This window comes from Anaeromassilibacillus sp. SJQ-5, assembly GCF_054108045.1.
The window spans coordinates 2,484,664-2,507,352 of the sequence record NZ_JBPJWQ010000001.1; the positions used below are offsets into that span (position 1 = coordinate 2,484,664).

Here is a 22,689-nt window from a genome sequence, read left to right on the forward strand (position 1 = left end):
GAATTTTTGCTTCCTAAATCGCTCGGTTTCTGGCGGCGGGGAGGCATAACGGGGTGTTTGCTTGAACTATACGCATGTGTTGACCCTGCTCGGCGGGCTGGGGATGTTCCTGTTCGGCATGAAGCTGATGGGCGACGGCCTGGAGCTGGTGGCGGGATCCCGCCTCAAGGGGCTGCTGGAGAAAATCACCTCCAACCCATTGCTGGGCATTCTGGTGGGCGTGGTGGTCACCGGGGCCATCCAGTCCTCCTCGGCCACCACCGTCATGGTGGTCGGCTTCCTCAACGCCGGGCTGCTTAAGCTCGAGCAGTCGGTGTATATCATCATGGGGGCCAACATCGGCACCACGGTGACCAGCTTCCTCATCGGGCTGAAAATCAACGCCATCGCGCCGGTGCTGATTTTTATCGGCGTGATCTTCGTGGTGTTCATCAAGAAGAAATTCTTGCAGCATCTGGGCATGGTCATCGTGGGCTTCGGCATCCTGTTCACCGGCATGGAGGGCATGTCCAGCGCCATGGTGCCCCTGCGGGAGATGCCGGCGTTCCGCGAGCTGATGGTCAAGTTCTCCAACCCGGTGCTGGGAATCCTGGCGGGCGCGGTGCTCACGGCGGTCATCCAGTCCTCCTCCGCCTCGGTGGGCATCATCCAGGCCCTGGCCGCCAGCGGCGCGGTCACCCTGCCGGGCGTCATCTTCATCCTCTTCGGCCAGAACATCGGCACCTGCGCCACGGCCATGCTCGCCTCCATCGGCACCAACCGGGCGGGCAAGCGGGCGGCCATGATGCACCTGATGTTCAACGTCATCGGCACCATCCTGTTCATCCCCATCTGTCTGCTGCTTCATTATCCGGAATTCATCATGCGGCTGACCGATAATCCGGAGATGCAGATTTCCTACGCCCACATCGGCTTCAACATCGTCACCACCGTCATCATGTTCCCCTTCGCCCAGCTGCTGGTCAAGCTGTCCCAGAAGCTGATCCCCGGAAAGGATTCGGAATATGAGGAGATGCGGCTCCATTTTCTGGACGAGCGCATTCTGGGCACCCCGTCCATCGCGGTGGCCCAGGTGATCAAGGAGGTGGAGCGGATGGCCCACATCGCCCGCAACAATTTCCAGCTGGCGATGCTGACCTTCTTCGCCCCCAACAAGGAGTCGCAGCAGCTCATCAAGCAGAATGAGCAGGTCATGAACTACCTCAACCACAACATCACCAGCTACCTGGTCAAAATCCACGCCATGGACCTGACCGAGGAGGACAGCCGGGTGGTGGGCAACCTGTTCCACGTGGTCAACGACCTGGAGCGGGTGGGCGACCACGCGGAAAACATCCTGGAATACGGCGAATTCGGCGGGGACGCGCCCCCCTTCTCGGACTCCGCGCTGACCGAGCTTCGAGACATGGGAGACCGGGTGCTGAAAATCATCGACGAGTCCATCGACTACTTCCTGCACCGGCACCCGGACAAGGAGCTGTCCGGCGCCATCCTCGCGCAGGAGGAGGAGATCGACGATCTGGTGGTGGAGCTGCGCAACCATCACGTGGAGCGGCTGGGCAAGATGGAATGCACGCCGGCAGTGGGCATGCTGTATGTGGACATTCTCACCGACCTGGAGCGGGTCTCCGACCACGCAACCAACATCATGTACGCCGCCTACGACAACGACGGCGCGTGAGGGGACAAGCAGCCCTGTTGAACCATACAAAAAGGAATGCCGAGGCTTAAAGCCTCGGCATTCCTTTTTGTTTTGTCCCCGCCGGCCTCATTGTCTTTTAACGATATGCAACAGCGCCCGCCGATATCGGCGGGCGCTGTTTGGCGAATAGGATTGCTTTTAGATTTTCCGGACGCGGATGACGCCGTCGATGGCGAGGATTTTCTCCAGCGCGGCCTCGTCGGGATCGCCCTCGACATCCAGCACCGTATAGGCGTTGTCCTTCTTGGACTTGTTCACCATGGTCTCGATGTTGATGCCGGTGGCGGACACCACCCCGCTGATTTGGCTGAGCATATTGGGCACATTCTTATGCAGCACGCAGATGCGCCGCTCGGTGGTGCGGGGAACCTCCACGGTGGGGAAATTCACCGAATTGACGATGTTGCCGTCCTCCAGGAAGGCGATGAGCTCATCAGCGGCCATGACGGCGCAGTTGTCCTCGCTCTCGGGGGTGGAGGCGCCCAGGTGGGGAATGGCGATGACGTTTTCCACGCCCAGGATATCCTCGGTGGGGAAGTCCACCACATACGCGGCCACCTTGCCGGAGGCCAGGGCCTCCTTCATATCCGGGATGTTGACCAGGTCGGCGCGGGAGAAGTTGAGAATCCGCACCCCATCCGGCATGGCGGCGAAGGCGGCGGCATTGAACATCCCCTTGGTGTCGGGGGTCAGCGGCACGTGCACGGTGATGTAATCGCAGTTGGCATAAATCTGATCCAGGCTGGTGGCGTGGATGATGGAGCGGGACAGGCCCCAGGCGGCGTCCACCGACAGATAGGGGTCGTAGCCATAGACCTCCATGCCCAGGCTGTGGGCCGCGTTGGCCACCAGGATGCCGATGGCGCCCAGGCCGATAACGCCCAGCCGTTTGCCCTTGATCTCCGGGCCGACAAACGCGGATTTGCCCTTTTCCACCAGCTTGGCCACGCCCTCCTGGCCCTGCAGGGTCTTGGCCCATTCGATGCCGGAAATCACCTTGCGGGAGGAAATCAGCAGGCCGGCGATGACCAGCTCTTTGACGGCGTTGGCGTTGGCGCCCGGGGTGTTGAACACCACGACGCCGGTTTCGCTGCATTTGTCCACAGGGATGTTGTTGACGCCCGCGCCCGCGCGGGCGATGGCCAGCAGACTGTCCGGCAGCTCCATATCGTGCATAGCGGCGGACCGCACCATCACGCCGGTAGCGGTGGACAGATCCTCGGTAACGGTATATTTGGCGGCGTCGAAGCGGGCGGTGCCGCAGGCCGCGATCTTATTCAGCGTGCAGATATTCATCTTAGCTCCGTATCCTTTCCTGGCCCTGTGTCCGACGGACACAGGGTCTTGTTCAAATTGGTGGCGGTGCTTTCCCGGGGAAAGGGGTCAGCCGTTGGCCTTCTCGAATTCCCGCATGAACGCGACCAGCTTTTCCACGCCCTCGATGGGCATGGCGTTGTAGATGGAAGCCCGCATACCGCCCACGGTGCGGTGGCCCTTCAGGTTGACGAACCCGGCCGCGGCGGCTTCCTTGACAAATTTGGCGTCCAGCTCCTCGGTGCCGGTGACGAAGGGGATATTCATCAGCGAGCGATCCTCCTTGACGACGGTGCCGCGGAACAGCTTGGAGCTGTCCAGGAAATCGTAAAGGATCCCGGCCTTTTTCTCGTTGTAAGCCTTCATGGCCGCCAGGCCGCCCATTTCCTCCTTGATCCATTTCAGCACCAGCCCGGCGATATAAATGGTGTAGCAGGGCGGGGTATTGTACATGGAATCGTTGTCGGCATGGGTCTGGTAGTTGAACATGGTGGGGGTGATGTCACGGGCGTGGCCGATGAGATCCTCCCGGATGATGACCACGGTCAGGCCGGCGGGAGCCATATTCTTCTGCGCGCCCGCGTACAGCACGCCGAACTTGGACACGTCGATGGGCTCGGACAGGATGCAGGAGGAAATGTCCGCGATAAGCGGCACGCGGCCGGTGTCGGGCAGCTCGTGATACTTGGTGCCGTAGATGGTGTTGTTCATGCAGATGTGGAAATAGTCGGCGTCGGGAGTGAAGGTGGCGGGATCCAGCTTCGGTATGTAGGAGAAGGTCTTATCCTTGGAGCTGGCCACCACATGGGTCTCGCCGTAGCGGGAAGCCTCCTGGTACGCCTTGTTGGCCCACTGGCCGGTGATGACGAAGTCGGCCTTGCCGCTGCCGTTCATCAGGTTGAGAGGGAGCATGGCGAACTGGGAGGAGGCACCGCCCTGGAGAAACAGCACCTTGTAGGTATCCGGAATCCCCATGACCTCGCGCAGCAGGGCCTCGCACTCCTTGATGATGGCGTCATAGGTCTTGGAGCGATGGGACATCTCCATCACCGACTGTCCCGAGCCGTGATAATCCAGCATTTCCTCGGCCGCGGTCTTCAGAACGCTTTCGGGAAGCATCGAGGGGCCGGCGGAAAAATTATACACTCTTGCCATGTTGCATCTACCTCCATACGCGTAATAGAATCAATACGTTTTATTGTACTATTCCGTTAAATCCGTGTCAATCCAAAAAGCGGGAAACCGCGGAAAATTTTTAAGTCCGGCGGCCGGTGGTTCGGAGTTTCGCTTGCTTTTGCAGACGGGGCACGATATAATATAGGCAACATGCTGCGGAGCCGCTCCGCGGCGTTTCCCTCAAGAGAAAGGAGCCTAGTGTATGACCATTGCCGATATTGTACGCATCCTGCAAGCCGATCTGGTCTGCGGCGCGGATCATCTGGAAACCGAGGTGCACAACGCCTGCGGCAGCGACATGATGAGCGACGTGCTGGCCTTTGTCAAGGATCAGTCGGTGCTGCTGACCGGGCTGGTGAATCCCCAGGTGGTGCGCACCGCCGACATGATGGATATGGTTTGCATCGTGTTTGTCCGGGGAAAGGACCCCACCCCCGATATGATCGAGCTGGCGGGCGACCGCGGCATCGTCCTGCTCAAGTCCCCCATGCGGATGTTCACCGCCTGCGGGCTGCTGTATGAAAACGGCCTGAAAGGCGGGGAGGTTTGAAAAGCGGCGCTTTTCAAACTATAGGAGGACAGCATGATGACAGACCATAAGAGGGATGAATATCAGCCGCCCAAGTACGGCGGAGCGGGGGTGCACATATGAACAAGCATCTGCATTTTGAGGTGCCGGGCGACGATTTCACCCGTGCCGGGGAAGCCTCCGCCGCGGTCAAGCGCACCCTCAAGCAGCTGGGCTTCCCCCCCGACGCCATCCGCCGGGTGGCCATCGCCATGTATGAGGGGGAAATCAACATGGTCATCCACGCCGGCGGCGGGGTGGCGGACGTCGATATTCTGCCCGACAGGGTCACGGTGGTGCTTACCGATCACGGCCCGGGCATCCCCGACGTGGAAAAGGCCATGCAGGAGGGGTGGTCCACCGCCCCGGACAACATCCGTTCGCTGGGCTTCGGCGCGGGGATGGGGCTGCCCAACATGAAGAAATACACCGATCAGATGGCGATCGAGACGGTCATCGGCGCGGGCACCACCATGACCCTGACGGTCCAGGTCTGACGGAAGCAGGGAGGCTTGGTGATGGATCGGTTTTTCCACTCTGTCACGCTGGACAAGGAGAAGTGCGTCGGCTGCACCAACTGCATCAAGCGCTGCCCCACCCAGGCGATCCGGGTGCGGGGGGGCAAGGCGCAGATCATCTCCGAGAGGTGCATCGACTGCGGCGAGTGCATCCGGGTCTGCCCCCATCACGCCAAAAAGGCGGGGCACGACCCCTTCGAGATGCTGAAGGATTTTACCTATACGGTGGCCCTGCCCGCCCCCACCCTGTACGGGCAGTTCAACCACCTGGACGACATCGACATCGTGCTCACGGGGCTGAAGGCCATCGGGTTCGACGATGTGTTCGAGGTGTCGCGGGGGGCGGAAATCCATTCGGATCTGACCCGCCAGCTGCTGGGGGACGGAAAGCTGAAAAAGCCGGCCATCAGCTCGGCCTGCCCGGCGGTGGTGCGGCTGATCCGGGTGCGTTTCCCGGATTTGTGCGACCATGTGCTGCCCCTGAAGGCGCCCATGGAAATCGCCGCCCTGCTGGCCCGGGAGGAGGCCATGAAGAAAACCGGCCTGCCAAGCGAGCAGATCGGGATTTTCTTCCTCTCCCCCTGCGCCGCCAAGGTGACGGACGTGCGGGTGCCCATCGGCATCCCCCACTCCAACGTGGACGGCGTGCTGTCCATCAGCGATCTGTATCCTCGGCTGGTCTCCGCCATGAACCATCTGGACAAGGTGGAGCCTCTGGCCCGGTCGGGCATCATCGGGGTGAGCTGGTCCTCCATCGGCGGAGAAGCCGCCGGCCTGCTCAACGAGAACCATCTGGCCGCGGACGGCATCGAGAACGTCATCCAGGTGCTCGAGGAGCTGGAGGACGAAAAGCTGCAGGAGCTGGATTTCATCGAGCTCAACGCCTGCGCGGGGGGCTGCGTGGGGGGCATATTCGCCGCCGAGAACGGCTATGTGGCCCGCGCGCGGATCCAGCGGCTGCGCAAATACCTGCCGGTTTCCTGCAACCGCACCGAGGACGCGGGGTGCGCGGAGCGGCTGGAATGGACCGACCGGCTGGAGTTCGCGCCGGTCATGAAGCTGGCCGAGAACGTGGAGGACGCCATGCGCCTGATGGAACGCATCGACGCCATCAGCGAGCGGCTGCCCCAGCTGGACTGCGGCTCCTGCGGCGCGCCGACCTGCCGGGCCCTGGCGGAGGACGCCGTGCAGGGGCTGGCCAAGGAGACCGACTGCATCTTCCTCATGCGCAGGCAGATACAGGACATCGCCGTCCAATTAAGCCGGCTGGAGGGCTACGTGCCCCCCTCCGAGGACTGAGGAGGAAGGACAATGACTGTCGAAGAGCTGAGCCGTGCGCTGTCCCTTGAAACCGTCGTCCCGGGAGACGGCGGCCGGGAGGTAACCGGCGGCTACTGCGGGGATCTGCTCAGCTGGGTGATGGGGCGCGCGCCGGCCGGATGCGTATGGCTGACCGTCATGGGCAACGTCAACGCCATCGCCGTGGCGGTGCTGGCCGACGTGGCCTGCATCCTGCTGACCGAGGCGTCCCCCCTGGACGAGGCGGCCGGCGAGAAGGCACGGGCACAGGACGTAGCAGTGCTGCGCAGCCCCCGCCCCGCCTATGAGCTGGCCCTGGACATCGGCCGGCTGCTGGAGAAGGAGGGGACGCCGTGAAGGCGCGGGAGGAGCTGTATTCCCTGTTGTGGCAGCAAGGCATTCTGCGGGTCGGTGCCTGCTCACCCGAGGAGAACAAGGCCCTGAAGGAGCGGATGGAGCGGGGCGAGCCGCTGCCGGACGATATCTATCAGATAGAGAAGAGCGGCGAATTTGTCCGCTTGGATCCGGAGCAGCTGGCCCCGGAGGAGCAGCAGCTGCTCGTAGCGCTCAAGCAGCTGCGGGCGCTGGAAAGCCTCAAATGGCTGGCCGCCCTCCTTCTGGCGGCTTTGATCGGCCTTATCCTCCTGGCCGTTTTCGGGGCGTTCCGTTGATAAAGCAAAGGGGGCGGCGCCTTGCGGCTGACTTATGATTTTCATATACATACCGCCCTGTCCCCCTGCGGCGACAACGATATGACCCCGGCCAACCTGGCGGGCATGGCGGCGCTGGCGAGGCTGGACGCCATCGCGGTGACCGATCACAACAGCTGCGGCAACTGCGCCGCCGTGATGGAGGCGGCGCGGGGGACGGGCCTGCTGGTGCTGCCCGGTATGGAGCTGTGCACCGCCGAGGAAGCCCATGTGGTCTGCCTGTTCCCCGCCCTGGAGGGGGCGCTGGCCTTTGAGGCGGCGGTGCGGCCCACCCTGCCCCCGGTGGAGAACCGGCCCGACATTTTCGGGGAGCAGCTGCTGCTGGACGCGCAGGACGACATCGTGGGGCGGGAAACCCTCCTGCTGACCACTGCGTCGGGTATTTCGGTGGACGAGGTGCTGGGACTGGCCCGTAAACACGGCGGCACCGCCTTCCCCGCCCATATCGACCGCCCGTCCTACAGCGTGACGGCGGCCCTGGGCGATCTGCCGCCCCTGGGCTTCGCGGCGGTGGAAATCACCGCCCGGGGGGACGTGGAGGTCCTATGCGCGCAGTACCGGGAGGCGCGGGGGAAAATCCTGCTGTGCGATTCCGACGCCCATTATCTCCACCAAATCCCCGATCCCGGCCCCTGGCTGGAGCTACCCGACAAGAGGGCGGAGACGGTCATCGCCGCCCTGGACGGCCGGCTGCCCTGCGGCTGGGGACGGACGGGCGTGGGGTAAGTGTTCAGGCTGTCAAAAAAAGGGGAATCTGCCATTCGGAAAACGAAAAAAGGTGGAGGCGGGTTACCAATTTGTGTTTGCGAGGACATGTGCCTCGCAAACACACCTTATAGGCGGAAACTGGTGGAAACACACGTGTTTCCGCCGGTTTTCAAGAGCAGGGCGTGGTCGGGCGGAGCGAACGCTCCGCCAGCGGGGACAGATGGAACAAGGCGAACGTCAGTGAGCCGCCGTGATCCGGCGTCCCCGTCCAGCAGCTTGTCGACGTTGTCGACAAGCTGAGACAGCCGATGCCACGCATCGGCTGTTTGTGTGCAACGGCTGAACATCTCTTGAATTCTTTTCCAAAAGGGTTTTGCCGGCGAGCGGCCCGTTGTATAATGAAACCAATCCGACACACAAGAATTCGTTTGAAAGGAAGGCGATACATATGCTGAAAACCGACGCGCAGGTGCAGCGGCTGGTGGACGATTACGGCCACTGGTTCGACGACCCCTCCCGGGTGCAAAGCGGCCGGATGACCAAAGATCTGTATCCCTATGACGCTATGTTTTCCCCCATCCGCATCAACCGCATGACGGTCAAAAACCGCTTGGTTATGGCCCCCATGGGGAACATCAGTATGTGCGAGGAAACGGGCCGCCCGAATGAGAAGATGATCCAGTATTTCATCGAGCGGGCCAAAGGGGGCGTGGGGCTCATCACCTCCGGGCTGGTGCCGGTCAGCTTCGGCATCGACCATTCCATCATCGAGCTGGGCAAGCTGAGCTACTTCCCCCGCATCGACCGCTCCCGCACCGTGTTCGCCGCCTGGCGGGACATCGCGGCGGGGGTGCACGCCTATGGGGCCAAATTCTTCATACAGCTGACCCCCGGGCTCGGCCGGGTGGGCAATCCCCAATGCCTGGTCAATTCCCTGAAATTCCCGGTATCCTCCTCCCTGAACCCCAACTTTTACATGTCGCAGGTGCCCTGCCTGCCCCTATCGGGCCGCAAGCTGAACCACATCATCAAAAACGCCGGGCAGGCCGCGGCCGACGCCAAGGCGGCCAACCTGGACGGCGTGTATCTCCACGGCCACGAGGGCTATCTGCTCGAGCAGATGACCAACCCGGCCTTCAACCGCCGTGCCCTGGGCCATTTCTCCAACTGGCAGGCCTTCGGCCTGGACATGGTGCGGGAAATCCGCCGCCGGGTGGGGGACGCCTACCCCATCATGTACCGCATCGACCTGTCCCTGGCCCTCAACGAGACCTACGGCGAGGCCATCCACGGCACCTCCATGAAGAAGTTCGTCAACGGCCGCACGGTGGACATGACCCTGGAATACATGAAGAACCTGGTGGCCGCCGGCGTGGACATCTTCGACGTGGATCTCGGCTGTTACGACAACTGGTGGCTGCCCCATCCGCCGGGTTCCATGCCTCCCGGCTGTTTCCTGGAGGTGGCCCGCACCGTCAAGGAGTTCTTTTCCGCCAACCAGATCCGCTCCAACGCCGGGGCGGAGGTGCCGGTGGTGGGCGTGGGCAAGCTGGGCTATCCCGATCTGGCGGAGGCGGCGCTGCGGGGCCGCCTGTGCGACATGGTGATGCTCGGCCGCCCGCTGCTGGCCGATCCCGAGTGGCCCAACAAGGCCTATGCCGGCCAGGTGGAGGACATCCGCCCCTGCATCGGCTGCCAGGAGGGGTGCCTCAACGAATTCGTGGAGGGGGGCCATCCCCAATGCGCGGTCAACCCCCGTACCGCCTTCGAGCATGTCTATCCCGCCGCGCCGCCCAAGGCCGAGGCGTCCAAGCGGATCGCCGTCGTGGGGGCCGGGCCCGCCGGGGTGGTCGCCGCGGTCACCGCCGCCGCCCGGGGGCATCGGGTCACCCTCATCGAAAAAAGCGGGAAAATCGGCGGGCGCTTGATCCCCGGCAGTGTGCCGAAAATCAAGTTCGATGTGGACAACTACCGCCTATATCTGGAGCGGCAGGTGAAAAAGGCCGAGGCGGCGCACGGGCTGACTTTCCTGACCGGCACCGAGGCCACAGCCGACTGGCTGGCCGATCAGCGCTTCGATGCGGTGGTGGTGGCCACCGGCTCGGCTGACGTCCGGCTGGATCTGCCCGGGGCGGAGAACGCCAACATCGTCCAGGCCACCGATCTGCTGATGCACCCCGAGCTGGCGGAGGGCGCCCGGTACGTGGCGGTCATCGGCGGCGGCGTGGTGGGCTGCGAAACCGCCTTCTGGCTGCGGCAGGAGCTGCATAAGGAGGTCAAGGTGCTGGAGATGACCCCCGTGATCATGAACCACACCTGCACCGCCAATCGCGGGCACCTCATTCATACCCTACACAAAAACGGGGTGGAGCTGCTCAACTGCACCAGGGTCACCGGCTTCACCCCCGACGGCCTGCTGGCGGTGCGCAATGTGTCCCCGACCGTGCCGGATCCCTATGACACCTGGCACCCCATCCTGCCGGAAAACATCGAGAATCCTCTGGCGCCCCGCATCAAGGTGGAGGAACAGGCCATCTCCCTGAACGCGGATCTCATTGTGCTGGCTGCGGGCGGACGGGCGGACGATGCCCTCTTCCTGGAGGCGCAGCGCCGCCGGGTGGCCCCCCTGGTGCGCCAGCTCGGCGACAGCTACCAGGTGGGCAGGGTATTCGAAGCCGTGCGGGCGGCCTACGCGCTGGCGCTGGCGTTATAAACCGGGGGCGTCGTGCCCCAGACAAGGAAGGATGATTGTATGCGGCTGACTGCGGAAGAACAAGCGATCCTGGACGGCCAGCGGGGGGAAACTCTGGCCAAGGTGATGAAGTCCCTGGTAATGTACGGCGACACCTTCGGGGCCGAAAAGATGGTGCCCGCCACCGGCCAGGCCCATCTGGTGACCTCCTTCGGCCTTTCGGTGACCACCGCCCTGTTCGACGTGATGGACGAGCTGATTGCGGCAGGTCTTCACGCCGAGCAGCCCTTTACCATGGACCCCCGGCCGTTGGATTTCGAAAACGTCCCCTGCAATTTTTTGCAGCGGATCGTGTTCGGCGTTATGTACGGCAAGCAGGAGGACTACGAGGGGCAGCTGCGCCGGCTGGGACTGAAGAACGACAAGGCGTTCACCTGCACCTGCTATATGGACGAGGTGGGCAATGTGCCCGCCCTGGGCCAGGTGCTCAGCTGGTCGGAATCCTCCGCCGTGGTGTACGCCAACTCGGTGCTGGGCGCGCGCTGCAACCGGAACTCCGCGTATATGGACATTTTCGGCGCCATCCTGGGCAGGGTGCCCTATTTCGGGCTGCTGACCGACGAGGGGCGCCGGGCCTCCTGGGTGGTGGAGGTGAAAACCTCCAAAAGACCGGAGGCCCAAGTGCTGGGCAGCGCCATCGGCCTGAAGGTCATGGAGGACGTGCCCTATATCAAGGGGCTGGCCCCCTTCCTGGGCGGCCAGCTGGACGACAGCGCAAAGGCGTATCTCAAGGACATGGGCGCGGCCTCCGCGTCCAATGGAGCGGTGGGGCTGTACCATGTGGAGGGCCTGACCCCCGAGGCGGTGGATCTGGGGGACGCGTTGATACGCCCCGGTGCCAAAACCTATGTCATCGACGACGCGGAGCTGGAGCGGGTCAAGGCCGGCTATCCGGTCATTTGGAAGAACCCGGACGCCAAGCCGAAGCTGTGCTTTATCGGCTGCCCCCATCTGTCCCTGAGCCAGCTCATCGGCTGGACGGAGAAGCTGGAGGGCGCGTTGCAGGGCGGGCGGCTGAAAATCAAGACGGTGCTGACCGCCGCCCCCGACGTGCTGGAGGCCTTCCGGAAAACGCCGTATTTCGAGAGGCTGCGGGCCACCGGCGCCCGCCTGTCCTACATCTGCCCGCTGATGTACATGAACAACCCCCTGTGCAAAGCCCTGCCGGTTATCACCAATTCCAATAAGCTGCGCACCTATACCGCCGCCCGGTATTATACCGACGACGAAGTGACGGCCATTCTCGTGAAGGGAGGCGAAGGGGCATGAGCAAAATTTTCAAGGGCCGCCCCGTAGTGCCCGGCGAGGCGAAGGCTAAGGCGCTGGTCAGCCACGAGGGCTTCAACACGCTGGCCTCCTTCCAGAAGAGCCTGCTGGCGAAAAAGACCCAGGCGGTCTGCTCCGATCAGAACAACGCCGATCTATACGGCAAGGTGATGACCGGCACCGCTCTCTGCCTGCCGCAGACCATCGGTTCCACCACCGGCGGCATGGTGCTGCACACCGCCTGCTCGATGGGGGCGGCGCCGGCCGCCATGCTGTTTTCCCTGCCCATCGACTCGCTGGCCGCGGCGGGGGCCATTTTGGCCGACGTATGGACGCCGCACAGCATGCCCACCGTGGACAATCTGGGCGAGGAATTCCTCGCCTATGTCCGGGACGGCATGACGCTGACGGTGCACGCCGACGGCACGGTCGAGGTTGAAGACTGACTGCACCAAAAGGGAAAGGATTTTATGTTTTTGATCCCCTGAAAAATCCCCTGCGGGCCACGAAACGTGGCCCGCATTTTGCGTTTTATTTGAACATCAACTTTTTTCCCGGCTGAAACATCTAAAGAAACAGCGGAAGATTTTTTAGGAAATTTTAGAAAATGCCCATAAACGCTTTGTATTCGATGCCGGGTATGGTAAACTATACAGGTACGGGGGGAAAGGAGGCGGCGGGATGAAAGGAAAAGAAGCCGCACCGCTGAACCGGCGGCTGATGGCGGGGCTTATCGCGTGTCTGCTGCTGATCGTCGCCTTGGCCGTGGCGGGCGGCGTGGCATTTTCCGGCGTGCTGTGGTACCGGGAGCAGCTGGAGGAGCTGCAGAACGCCAACCAGAAAACGGCGGAGGAGCTGCAGCAGCGGGCGGAGGAAGCGGAGCGGAAGCTGAAGGAAACGGAGCAGCAGCTGGCCGATGCGGCGGGGGACGCCGCCAGGGCGCAGGAGCTGCAAAAAGAGTTGGAGCAGGCGAAAAAGGATTTGGAGGCCGCCCGGAAGGATTTAGCCGCCGCCAAGCAGCAGCTGGCCAGCAAGGTGACCGGCGCCGTCTATCCGGCCGGCACCAAGCTCATCGCCCTGACCTTCGACGACGGCCCGGGGGGAAAGACCACCCCCCGGCTGCTGGACGAGCTGAAAAAGCGGAACATAAAGGCCACTTTTTTTGTCGTGGGCACCAACGCCGCCAAACATCCCGAAATTCTCAAGCGGATGGACGCGGAGGGCCACGTCATCGGCAACCACTCCTACGCCCACCAGAACCTGACCAAGGGCGCGGCCGCCGCGATGCAGGATCAGGTGAACAAGTGCGCGGCCATTATCCGCGGGGCGGTGGGCTACGCTCCCGTGCTGCTTCGGCCGCCGGGCGGCAACTACGACAACCGGCTGCTCGGCTACGCCAAGGAGAAGGGCGTTTCTGTCGTCAACTGGACGGTGGACACCCGGGACTGGGAGCACCGGAACAAGGACACCATCCTGGCCACGGCCTTCCGGCAGGGGAAATACGGCGTCCAGGACGGAGCCATTGTGCTGATGCACGACGTATACGAAACCTCCGTGGACGCGGCGGTGGAGATGATGGATCGCCTTACCGCCCAGGGCTACACTATGGTTACGGTGCCCGAGCTCATCCGAGTAAAGGGCGGCGGCCTGCAGGCCGGGCGCTTCTATTACAGCGGCGACCATTTCAAGGATAAAGCCTAACAAAAACAGGCGGAGGAACCAGTTGTGGTTCCTCCGCCTGTTTTTACCGTTCCTCGCGGAAATAGTTGACGCCGCAGCCGGCGGGCTGCGCGTGTTTTTTGGATTTGCGCATGGAGGTGATGATCAGGACGATGGCCGTGATCAGGAAGGGCAGCATGACGTAAAAGGCGTTGGGCAGCGGCAGGATGTTCCGAGGAATATACAGCTGCAGCACGCTGAACGCGCCGAACACCAGGGAGCCCAGGATCGCCTTGACAGGGCTCCAGCTGGCGAAGATCACCAGGGCCACGGCAATCCAGCCCTGGCCGCCCACGCAGCCGTTGTTCCACACACCGCCGCCGTTGATGAGAGAGATATACACCCCGCCCAGGCCGCAGATGCCGCCGCCCAGCAGGATGTTGGTGTACTTGACCAGCGTGACGTTGATCCCTGCCGCGTCGGCCGCCGCCGGGTTCTCGCCCACCGAGCGCATGCTCAGCCCCGCCCGGGTGCGGGAGATGTAGAAGCCGCACAGCACGGCCACCACCACCGCCAGATAGACCAACAGGTTGTGGGAGAAGAGCAGCTTGCCGAAGAAGGGGATGCTGCTGAGCAGGGGAATGGGATGCTCGGCCAGGATGCCCAGCAGGTTTTCGGGCAGCTTGGGCTGGCCGCCGGCCGTCTGGCTGATCATCACCTCGCCGAAGAAGTTGGCAAAGCCGGTGCCGAAAATGGTCAGGGTCAGGCCGGTGACGTTCTGGTCGGCCTTGAGGGTGACGGTGAGGAAGGCATAAATCAGCGCCCCCAGCATGCCCGCCCCGAAAGCGGCCAGCAGGGCCAGAGGCAGGCTGCCGGTGGTCAGGCCCACATAGAAGCCGGTGAAGGCCCCCATGTACATCATGCCTTCCACGCCGAGGTTCAGGTTCCCCGCCTTTTGGGTGACGATCTCGCCGGTGGTGCCGAAGAGGAGCGGGGTGCCGGCCTTGATGGCGGCAAACAGGAAGTTGATAATCGCCGTCATGCCTGTTCCTCCTTTCCGCCGCGGATCACCAGCGCGTACCGGGTGAAGAAATCCACCGCCAGCACTACGAACAGGATGATGCCTTGCAGGATATCGGACACCGCGGAGGAGAGCCCGAAGGCGCTCTGCATCACGCTGCTGCCCTTTTCCAGGATGCTGAACAGCGCGGTGATGATCACGATGACGAAGGGATTCAGCCGGGCCAGCCAGGCCACGATGATGGCCGTGAAGCCCACGCCGCCCGCGATGCCGTCGCTCAGGTTATAGGTGTTGCCGGACACCTGTACCATCCCGGCAAGGCCGCAGATGGCGCCGCTGATGAACATGGTGCGCAGCACGATTTTGCTTACGTTCATCCCGGCGTACCGGGCGGTGTTCTGGCTTTCGCCCACCACGCTGATTTCATACCCGTGCTTGGTGTATTTCATATACACGAAGACGAGAACCACCAGCACCAGAGCGACGATCCAGCCGGCGTGCACCCCGAAGACCTCGCCCAGCCGGGCGTTTTCACCGATGGTGGCGATTTGGGGAAAGGCCATGTTGGACGGGTCGCGCCAGGGGCCCTCCCGCAGGAACATGATGAGGTACAAGGCGATGTAGTTGAGCATCAAGGTCAGCAAGGTCTCGTTGGTGCCGAACCTGGTCTTGAAGAAGGCGGGAATCGCCCCCCATAACCCGCCGCCCACGATGCCGGCCAGGAACATGACAGGCAGCAGCACCGCCTTGGGCCAGTCCCCGTGAAACACGCCGAAATAGGTGGCGAAGATGGCGCCCATGATAATCTGCCCCTCGGCGCCGATGTTCCAGAACTTCATCTTGAAGGCCAGGACGATGCCCAGCGAGGAGATGAGCAGCGGGACGGCGATTTTCACCACGCCCTTGGTGGCCAGGCTGCTGCGGAACGCCCCCTTGGCAATGGCGGCGTAGACCGCGAAGGGGTTCTGCCCCAGCATCAGGATAAACAGGCCGCCCACCACGATGCCAGCCAGCAATCCGACGGCGGAGAGCAGCGCCACCTTCCCGGCGGACATCTCCGCGCGCTTGACGATGCGCAGCAGCGGGGCGGTGTTCTTTTTCGTATTTGTGGAGTCTGCCATGTTCATCCTCCTTCCTGCCCGGCGCCGGTCATCATCAGACCGAGCTGTTCCTTGGTCGTCCCCTTGGCGTCCACCACGCCGGTCACCTGCCCGTGACAGAGCACCAGTATCCGGTCGCAGAGCTCCAGCATCACGTCCAGATCCTCGCCGATGAACAGGATGCCCACGCCCTTCTTCTTCTGTGCGTTGAGTGCGTCGTAAATCATGTAGGAGGAGTGAATATCCAGCCCCCGCACCGCGTAGGCGGTGATCAGCACATGGGGGTTGGACTCAATTTCCCGCCCGAGCAGCACCTTCTGCACGTTGCCGCCCGACAGGCGGCGCACCGGCGTGTCCACCCCGGGCGTCACGATGTCCAGCTGCCCTACCAGCCGCCGGGCCAGCTCCCGGGCCTCCCGGCGCCGGACAAAGGGCCCCCGGCCGTTGAGATAGCTTTTGAGCAGCATGTTGTCCACCATGCCCATGGAGGCGGCCAGGCCCATGCCCAGCCGATCCTCGGGGATAAAGCTCATGCTGATGCCTTTTTTTATGATTTCGCGGGGCGTTTTGCCCACGATGTTTTCCTTTTTATAGAGGATAGCGCCTTCCTTGACCTTCTGCAGGCCCGCAATGGTCTCGCACAGCTCCTTCTGCCCGCTGCCCGCCACCCCGGCGACGCCCAGGATTTCGCCCTCGCCGAGTGAAAAGCTCACGTCCCGCAGGGCCTCCACACCCTCGCCGTTGAGCACCGTCAGCCGGTGGATTTCCAGCAGCTTCTCATGTCTTTCCGGCTCTGGCCGCTCAATGGACAGGGTGATGGGCCGGCCCACCATCAGCTCGGTGAGCTGTCTCGCGTCGGTGTCCGCGGTCTTCACGGTGGCCACGCTCTGCCCCTTGCGCAGGATGGTGACCCGGTCGCTGATGGCCAGCACCTCGTTCAGCTTGTGGGTGATGATAATGACCGCGCAGCCCCGCTCCTTCATGCGCCGCAGGATGTCGAACAGCTTGTCCGTCTCCTGGGGGGTCAGCACGGCGGTGGGCTCGTCCAGGATGAGAATGTCCGCGCCCCGGTAAAGCACCTTAAGAATTTCGACGGTCTGCTTTTCGCTGACCGACATGTCGTAGACCCGCTTGTCCGGGTCGATTTCCAGCCCGTAGGCGTCGCAAAGCTCTCGGATGCGCGCTCCCCGGTTTTTCCTAAGAAGCCAGCTCTCCTTTTTTGAGCCGAGCAGGATATTGTCGGCGGCCGTGTGCACCCCCACCAGCTTAAAGTGCTGGTGGATCATGCCGATTTTATACCGGGCCGCGTCCTCGGGCGACCGGATAACCGCCGCCTGCCCGCCGATAAAAATAGAACCGCTGTCGGGGCGGTAAATCCCCGACAGCATGTTCATCAGCGTGGTTTTTCCCGATCCGTTTTCGCCAAGCAGGGCGAGAATCTCGCCCTGCTTGACGGAAAGGTCGATGTGATCGTTGGCGACGACCGACCCGAACCGCTTGGTAATGCCACTGAGTTCAATTGCCGTGTTCGCTGGTTCCATAAGCTCCATGTCCTTTCCGGAAGATGGGGGGATACGGTCTGCCGCCGGGCGGCTTATTTTACCACGACGGTCTCGAAATACCAGTTCATTTTGCCGGTGATGTCCCCATCGGGGATAACGTCGCCCGCTTTGTTGACGATGTTACCCTGGTTGTCCTTAATTTCGCCTTCGAATACCTTGAAGGAGCCGTCCTTAATTTTGGCGGACACCTCGTCGATCTTGGCCTGCGTGCCCTCGGCGCAGTTGGCGGTCAGGGGGGAGATGTCGATGAAGCCCTCGGCCATACCGCCAAAGTAGTTCACCGGCTTCCAGGTGCCCTCGATGACTTCCTTAACGGCCGAGGTGTAGTAGGCGCCCCAATGCCAGATGGGGGCGGTCAGGTGAGCCTTGGGCGCGGATTCGGTCATATCGGAGTTGTAGCCGCAGCCCCACACACCCTTTTCCTGGGCGGCCAGCTGGGGCGCGGTGGTGTCGCAGTGCTGGGCGATGACGTCGCAGCCATCGGCCAGCAGGGCCTCGGCGGCCTGCTTCTCCTTGGTGACATCGAACCAGGTGTTGGTGACCTTCACATACACGCGGGCATCGGCGTTGACCGACTTGACGCCCATGGCAAAGGCGTTGATGCCGCCGGTCACTTCGGAGTTGGTGACGTCCATGGCGGCCACATAGCCGATTTTGTTGGACTGCGTCTTCATGCCGGCGGCGATGCCCGCCAGATACCGGGCCTGATAAATCCGGCCGAAGTAGTTATTCATGTTCTTGCCGTTGTTTTTATAGCCGGAGCAGTGGGAAAAAATGACCTTCGGATACGTTTCAGCCATCTGCTCCATCACGTTCATATAGTTGAAGCTGGTGCCGAAAATCACCTGGCAGCCTTCCTCGACCAGCTCTTCGATGGCAGTCTGCGTTTTGGCGGTATCGGTGTCGGGAATGTTGTTCTTGCGGATGATCTGGCTGTCCTTAAGGCCCAGTTCCTTCTGCATGGCCACAATACCCTGATCATGCGCGTAGGAATAGCCGGCGCCGTCCGCCGGTTCACCGATATGGATGACGCCCACCTTCAGGTCGTCCTTGGCAACGGCGGGCATGGCGCCGCCGCTGGCCTGGCTGCCGGCGGGGGTTTTGCTGTCACTGCCGTCCTGGCTGCAGCCGGCGACGGCGAACAGCATAACGGCGGCCAGCAGGAATGCGAGAATTTTCTTCATCTTTTCTTCCTCCTGTTTTCTTCTTCCTATTTACAGGGCGCGGGGCGGAACGTCCCGCCGCCCGATAAACCTTGATCAGCGGAACGTGATGGTTCCCTCTTCGTCCATGGCGTCCACAATCGCCAGGGATTCCACCCGGATTCCCTGTTCCCGCAAGCGATCGCCGCCCTTTTGGAACCCTTTTTCAATGACGACGCCCGCGCCCACCAGGGCGGCGCCCGCGTCCTTCACCAGCTGGCTGAGGCCCATGAGTGCCTTGCCGTTGGCGAGAAAATCGTCGATAAGCAGCACCCGATCGCCGGGCCGCAGGAATTCCTTGGCGACCCGGATGTCGTACACCCGCCCGTGCGTGAAGGATTCCACCTGGGTGGTATAGACGCCGCCGTCGATGTTTTTGGTCTGGTTTTTCTTGGCGAACACCACCGGCACATGGAAATACTGGGCGGTCACGCAGGCGATGCCGATGCCCGAGGCCTCGATGGTCAGGATTTTCGTCACGCCGCTGTCCCCGAACAGCCGGTAGAATTCCCGCCCGATTTCGTTGAACAGCTCGATATCCATCTGGTGGTTGAGAAAGCTGTCCACCTTGAGGACGTTGCCGGCCCGCACCTTGCCGTCCCGGCGGATCCGCTCTTCCAAAAGCTGCATGAAATTTTCTGCCTCCTTGGTATTCTGCCATTCAACGGAGACAAGCGGTATGCTCGCATACCGCTTGTTCGTTCTGTTATCGGAATGTAAACAAACCGTGAATATCGAATAAAAATATTTTACCGTATTCCCGCCCAAAAAGCAATTCTTTATATTCTATCAAAACCCGGCAAGAATCGCCCCGGTATTTGTCAGAATGACGGAATTTCGCAAACCCGGAAAAAAAAGAGGGAACAAGGCGCGGCCTTGTTCCCTTTTTGCGCTTTGCTCAGGCGCGGTTGGCGCTGCCGAGCACGTCTTCGATTTTGTGCTTGACCACCTTGGTGATGTTGTCGCGGCCTTCGCCCAGATACTGGCGGGGATCGAAATGGGTGGGATTCTCCGCGAAGTGCTTGCGGATGCCCGCCGTCATGGCGAGACGCAGGTCGGAGTCCACGTTGATTTTGCACACCGCCATGCTCGCCGCCTTGCGCAGCATGTCTTCCGGGATGCCGATGGCGTCGGCCATCTGGCCGCCGAACTTATTGACGTCCGCCACATACTCGGGCATGACGGAGGACGCGCCGTGCAGCACGATGGGGAAGCCGGGCAGCCGATCCATGACTTCCTGCAGGATGTCGAAGCGCAGCTGGGGCTTCTGGCCGGGCTTGAACTTAAACGCGCCGTGGCTGGTGCCGATGGCGATGGCCAGGGAATCCACGCCGGTGCGGGTGACGAAATCCTGCACCTGATCCGGATCGGTGTAGTTGGCCTTGTCGGCCTCCACGCTGACCTCGTCTTCCACGCCGGCCAGCTGGCCCAGCTCGCCCTCCACGGTGACGCCGCGGGCATGGGCATATTCCACGACCTTCTTGGTCACGGCCACGTTTTCCTCATACGGCAGGTGGGAGCCGTCGATCATCACGGAGGTGAAGCCGCCGTCGATGCAGTCCTTGCACAGCTCGAAGCTGGAGCCGTGGTCGAGATGCAGGGCGATGGGCAGGCCGGTCTCCTCCACAGCCGCCTGCACCATGTTGTACAGGTAGGCGTGCCGGGCGTATTTCCGGGCCGAGCCGGAAACCTGCAGAATCACAGGGGAGTTCAGTTCCTTGCAGGCGTCGACGATTCCCTGCACGATCTCCATGTTGTTGACGTTGAACGCGCCGATGGCGTAACCGCCTTCGTAGGCCTTTTTGAACATCTCGGTGGTGTTTACGAGGGGCATAATACGAACCTCCTGTTTTTTCATGGCGTTTATGACCGGCGGACCGGCCTGTTTACCAGTTTAGTATACCGTATTTCGGGCGAAAAAGATAGGGAAATGTTAAAATATTATCAGATTACCCGTTCCCTGAAACTTGTGCACAATGCCCGCCCGCTGATTGACAGCGCGGGCAAAGCCCCTATCTTTTCTTTTCCGCTACCTCGCGCAGGGCACGGGCCAGGAAATCCTCCACCGGCATGGAGCCGATGTCTCCTTCTCCCCTGGCGCGCACCGATACCGTTCCCTCCTCGGCCTCCCGGTCACCGACGACCAGCATATAGGGCACCTTCTGCACCTGCGCCTCCCGGATTTTATACCCAATCTTCTCGTTGCGCCGGTCGATTTCCACCCGCAGCCCCGCGGCCTTCAGCCGGTCGGTCACCGCCTGCGCCGCGTCATGCAGCCGCTCGGAAATGGGGAGCACCCGCACCTGCTCGGGGGCCAGCCACAGGGGGAACGCCCCGGCGTACTTCTCAATGAGCAGCGCCAGCGTCCGCTCGTAGCAGCCCAAGGAGGTGCGGTGGATGATATAGGGCCGGCGCTTCTGGCCGTCCACGTCCACATATTCCATGCCGAACAGTTCGGCCAGCATCTGATCCACCTGGAGGGTGATGAGGGTGTCCTCCTTGCCGTAGACATTCTTGATTTGAATGTCCAGCTTGGGGCCGTAGAAGGCGGCCTCCCCGATGCCGATGGTATAGGGCACGTTCAGATGCTTCAGAATTTTCTCCATGGCGTCCTGCGCCTCGGCCCATTGCTCGGGGGTGCCGATGAACTTCTCCCGATCGTTCGGATCCCATTGGGAGAACCGGTAGGTCACGTCCTCGCCCAGCCCCAGGGTATCCAGCATATACCGGGCCAGCTCCAGGCAGCCCTTGAACTCCTCCTCCAGCTGCTCGGGCCGGAGAATCAGATGCCCCTCGGAAATGGTGAACTGCCGCACCCGGATAAGGCCGTGCATCTCGCCGCTGTCCTCGTTGCGGAACAGGGTGGAGGTTTCTCCCAGGCGCATGGGCAGATCCCGGTAGGAACGCATCCGGTTGAGGAACACCTGATACTGGAAGGGGCAGGTCATGGGCCGCAGGGCGAAGACCTCCTTGTCCTTTTCCTCGTCCCCCAGGACGAACATCCCTTCCTTATAGTGATCCCAGTGCCCCGAAATCTTATACAAATCGCTCTTGGCCATCAGCGGGGTCTTGGTCAGGAGATAGCCCCGCTTCTGCTCCTCGTCCTCCACAAACCGCTGCAGCAGCTGGACGATCCGCGCGCCCTTGGGCAGCAGGATGGGCAGCCCCTGGCCGATGACGTCCACCGTCGTGAACAGCTCCAGTTCCCGGCCGAGCTTGTTGTGATCCCGCTTTTTGGCCTCCTCCAGCTTCTCCAGATGGGCCTGAAGATCCGCGGTTTTGGGGAAGGCGATGCCGTAGATGCGCTGCAGCATCTTGTTCTTGGAATCGCCCCGCCAGTAAGCGCCGGTGGCGCTGAGCAGCTTGACCGCCTTGACCCGCCCCGTGTCGGGCAGATGGGGCCCGGCGCAAAGATCCACAAAATCCCCCTGCCGGTAGAAGGAAATCTCCTCCCCCTCTGGCAGCTCAGTAATCAGCTCGCACTTGTACGGCTCGTCCTTCATGAGGGCCAGCGCCTCGTCCCGGGGCAGGGTGAAGCGCTCGATGGGCAGCGCTTCCTTGATGATTTTCTTCATCTCGGCCTCGATGGCAATCAAATCCTCGGCGGAGAAGTTGTGCTCGCTGTCGAAGTCATAGTAAAAGCCGCTGTCGATGGAGGGGCCGATGGTCAGCTTGGTCTGCGGCCACAGCCGCTTAACGGCCTGGGCCATGATGTGGGAGGTGGTATGCCAATAGGCCTTTTTCCCGTCCTCGTCGTCAAAGGTCAGGATATCCACCGCGCCGTCCTCGGTCAGCGGGGTGCGCAGATCCACCGTCTTCCCGTTCAGCTTGGCGGCGCAGGCCGCCCGGTAGAGCCCCATGGAGATGTCGCGGCAGAGCGCGTCGATGGTCGTGCCCTCCGCGACCTGTCGGATGTCTCCGCCCTTGCAGGTAATGTTCAGCATGTGTGTTCCTTCCTTTCCGTCATTTGGTATAGCTGTCTGGGAACGGGAGCGTTGACAGACAAAAAGGCCCCGTCCCCGGGCAGCGCTGCGCGCTGCCGTCAAGGGACGGGGCCGAAAAGCCTCGTGGTTCCACCCTAGTTCGACGCGGGAAACCCCGCATCCTCATCGGCGCATGACCGATTCGGCCG

Annotated in this window: 20 protein-coding genes; 11 read left to right on the forward strand and 9 right to left on the reverse strand. The window is 62.1% G+C overall.

From position 1 onward, the window contains the following. Positions 1-61 precede the first annotated feature (61 nt). Positions 62-1,681, forward strand: a complete 1,620-nt coding sequence (locus ACSAMM_RS10615; protein ID WP_457791317.1) for a Na/Pi cotransporter family protein — start codon at positions 62-64, stop codon at positions 1,679-1,681. Positions 1,682-1,840: 159 nt separating this feature from the next. Here ACSAMM_RS10615 and ACSAMM_RS10620 read toward each other — a convergent pair whose 3' ends face one another. Together ACSAMM_RS10620 and serC are read right to left on the reverse strand one after the other, a co-directional pair. Next, positions 1,841-2,998, reverse strand: coding sequence for a phosphoglycerate dehydrogenase (locus tag ACSAMM_RS10620; protein ID WP_457791319.1), 1,158 nt, complete (start codon positions 2,996-2,998; stop codon positions 1,841-1,843). Positions 2,999-3,085: 87 nt separating this feature from the next. Next, positions 3,086-4,171: a 3-phosphoserine/phosphohydroxythreonine transaminase gene (gene serC / locus ACSAMM_RS10625; protein ID WP_457791321.1), complete on the reverse strand. Its 1,086-nt coding sequence runs from the start codon at positions 4,169-4,171 to the stop codon at positions 3,086-3,088. A 223-nt stretch (positions 4,172-4,394) separates the two neighbouring features. On the opposite strand from serC, the gene ACSAMM_RS10630 reads away from it, so the two are divergent. The 10 genes from ACSAMM_RS10630 (at position 4,395) to ACSAMM_RS10675 (ending at position 13,714) form a co-directional block, all read left to right on the forward strand. After that, positions 4,395-4,742, forward strand: a complete 348-nt coding sequence (locus tag ACSAMM_RS10630) for a hypothetical protein (RefSeq protein ID WP_178725033.1) — start codon at positions 4,395-4,397, stop codon at positions 4,740-4,742. A 98-nt stretch (positions 4,743-4,840) separates the two neighbouring features. Beyond that, positions 4,841-5,257: an ATP-binding protein gene (locus tag ACSAMM_RS10635; protein ID WP_457791324.1), complete on the forward strand. Its 417-nt coding sequence runs from the start codon at positions 4,841-4,843 to the stop codon at positions 5,255-5,257. Between the two features lie 21 nt (positions 5,258-5,278). Then, positions 5,279-6,577, forward strand: a complete 1,299-nt coding sequence (locus ACSAMM_RS10640) for a [Fe-Fe] hydrogenase large subunit C-terminal domain-containing protein (RefSeq protein ID WP_178725029.1) — start codon at positions 5,279-5,281, stop codon at positions 6,575-6,577. A 12-nt stretch (positions 6,578-6,589) separates the two neighbouring features. Next, positions 6,590-6,934: a hypothetical protein gene (locus tag ACSAMM_RS10645; protein ID WP_457791326.1), complete on the forward strand. Its 345-nt coding sequence runs from the start codon at positions 6,590-6,592 to the stop codon at positions 6,932-6,934. Continuing rightward, entirely contained in the window at positions 6,931-7,248 is a 318-nt protein-coding gene (locus ACSAMM_RS10650) for a hypothetical protein (RefSeq protein ID WP_457791328.1), read from the forward strand. Before ACSAMM_RS10645 ends, ACSAMM_RS10650 begins: the two co-directional genes overlap by 4 nt. 21 nt (positions 7,249-7,269) lie before the next feature. Next, positions 7,270-8,013: a PHP domain-containing protein gene (locus tag ACSAMM_RS10655; RefSeq protein ID WP_457791329.1), complete on the forward strand. Its 744-nt coding sequence runs from the start codon at positions 7,270-7,272 to the stop codon at positions 8,011-8,013. 430 nt (positions 8,014-8,443) lie between these two features. Then, entirely contained in the window at positions 8,444-10,708 is a 2,265-nt protein-coding gene (locus ACSAMM_RS10660) for an oxidoreductase (protein WP_457791330.1), read from the forward strand. A gap of 39 nt (positions 10,709-10,747) precedes the next feature. Then, entirely contained in the window at positions 10,748-12,016 is a 1,269-nt protein-coding gene (locus ACSAMM_RS10665) for an aconitase X (RefSeq protein WP_457791332.1), read from the forward strand. Further along, complete coding sequence (locus ACSAMM_RS10670; RefSeq protein ID WP_457791334.1) at positions 12,013-12,459, forward strand: aconitase X swivel domain-containing protein; 447 nt, start codon at positions 12,013-12,015, stop codon at positions 12,457-12,459. Before ACSAMM_RS10665 ends, ACSAMM_RS10670 begins: the two co-directional genes overlap by 4 nt. Positions 12,460-12,694: 235 nt before the next feature. Continuing rightward, positions 12,695-13,714, forward strand: a complete 1,020-nt coding sequence (locus ACSAMM_RS10675; protein ID WP_457791336.1) for a polysaccharide deacetylase family protein — start codon at positions 12,695-12,697, stop codon at positions 13,712-13,714. Positions 13,715-13,757: 43 nt separating this feature from the next. Here ACSAMM_RS10675 and ACSAMM_RS10680 read toward each other — a convergent pair whose 3' ends face one another. The 7 genes from ACSAMM_RS10680 to thrS all read right to left on the reverse strand — a co-directional run bounded on the left by ACSAMM_RS10680 (position 13,758) and on the right by thrS (position 22,501). Then, a complete protein-coding gene (locus ACSAMM_RS10680) occupies positions 13,758-14,714 on the reverse strand; it encodes an ABC transporter permease (RefSeq protein WP_178726043.1) in 957 nt (318 codons plus the stop codon). After that, positions 14,711-15,814 (reverse strand): ABC transporter permease, encoded by a 1,104-nt coding sequence (locus tag ACSAMM_RS10685; protein ID WP_457791337.1) that lies wholly within the window; start codon positions 15,812-15,814, stop codon positions 14,711-14,713. Before ACSAMM_RS10685 ends, ACSAMM_RS10680 begins: the two co-directional genes overlap by 4 nt. A 2-nt stretch (positions 15,815-15,816) precedes the next feature. Further along, positions 15,817-17,334, reverse strand: coding sequence for an ABC transporter ATP-binding protein (locus ACSAMM_RS10690; protein WP_457791339.1), 1,518 nt, complete (start codon positions 17,332-17,334; stop codon positions 15,817-15,819). A gap of 53 nt (positions 17,335-17,387) precedes the next feature. Continuing rightward, entirely contained in the window at positions 17,388-18,539 is a 1,152-nt protein-coding gene (locus ACSAMM_RS10695; RefSeq protein ID WP_457791340.1) for a BMP family ABC transporter substrate-binding protein, read from the reverse strand. 75 nt (positions 18,540-18,614) lie between these two features. Further along, the gene (locus ACSAMM_RS10700; protein WP_178726035.1) at positions 18,615-19,187 is read right to left on the reverse strand and encodes a xanthine phosphoribosyltransferase; all 573 of its coding nucleotides are present in this window, start codon (positions 19,185-19,187) and stop codon (positions 18,615-18,617) included. Positions 19,188-19,455: 268 nt separating this feature from the next. Beyond that, positions 19,456-20,391 carry a class II fructose-1,6-bisphosphate aldolase gene (gene fba, locus ACSAMM_RS10705; RefSeq protein WP_178726033.1) on the reverse strand — a complete coding sequence of 312 codons (936 nt, stop codon included), beginning with the start codon at positions 20,389-20,391 and terminating at the stop codon, positions 19,456-19,458. Between the two features lie 178 nt (positions 20,392-20,569). Beyond that, a complete protein-coding gene (thrS, locus tag ACSAMM_RS10710) occupies positions 20,570-22,501 on the reverse strand; it encodes a threonine--tRNA ligase (protein WP_457791341.1) in 1,932 nt (643 codons plus the stop codon). Between the last annotated feature and the right edge of the window lie 188 nt (positions 22,502-22,689).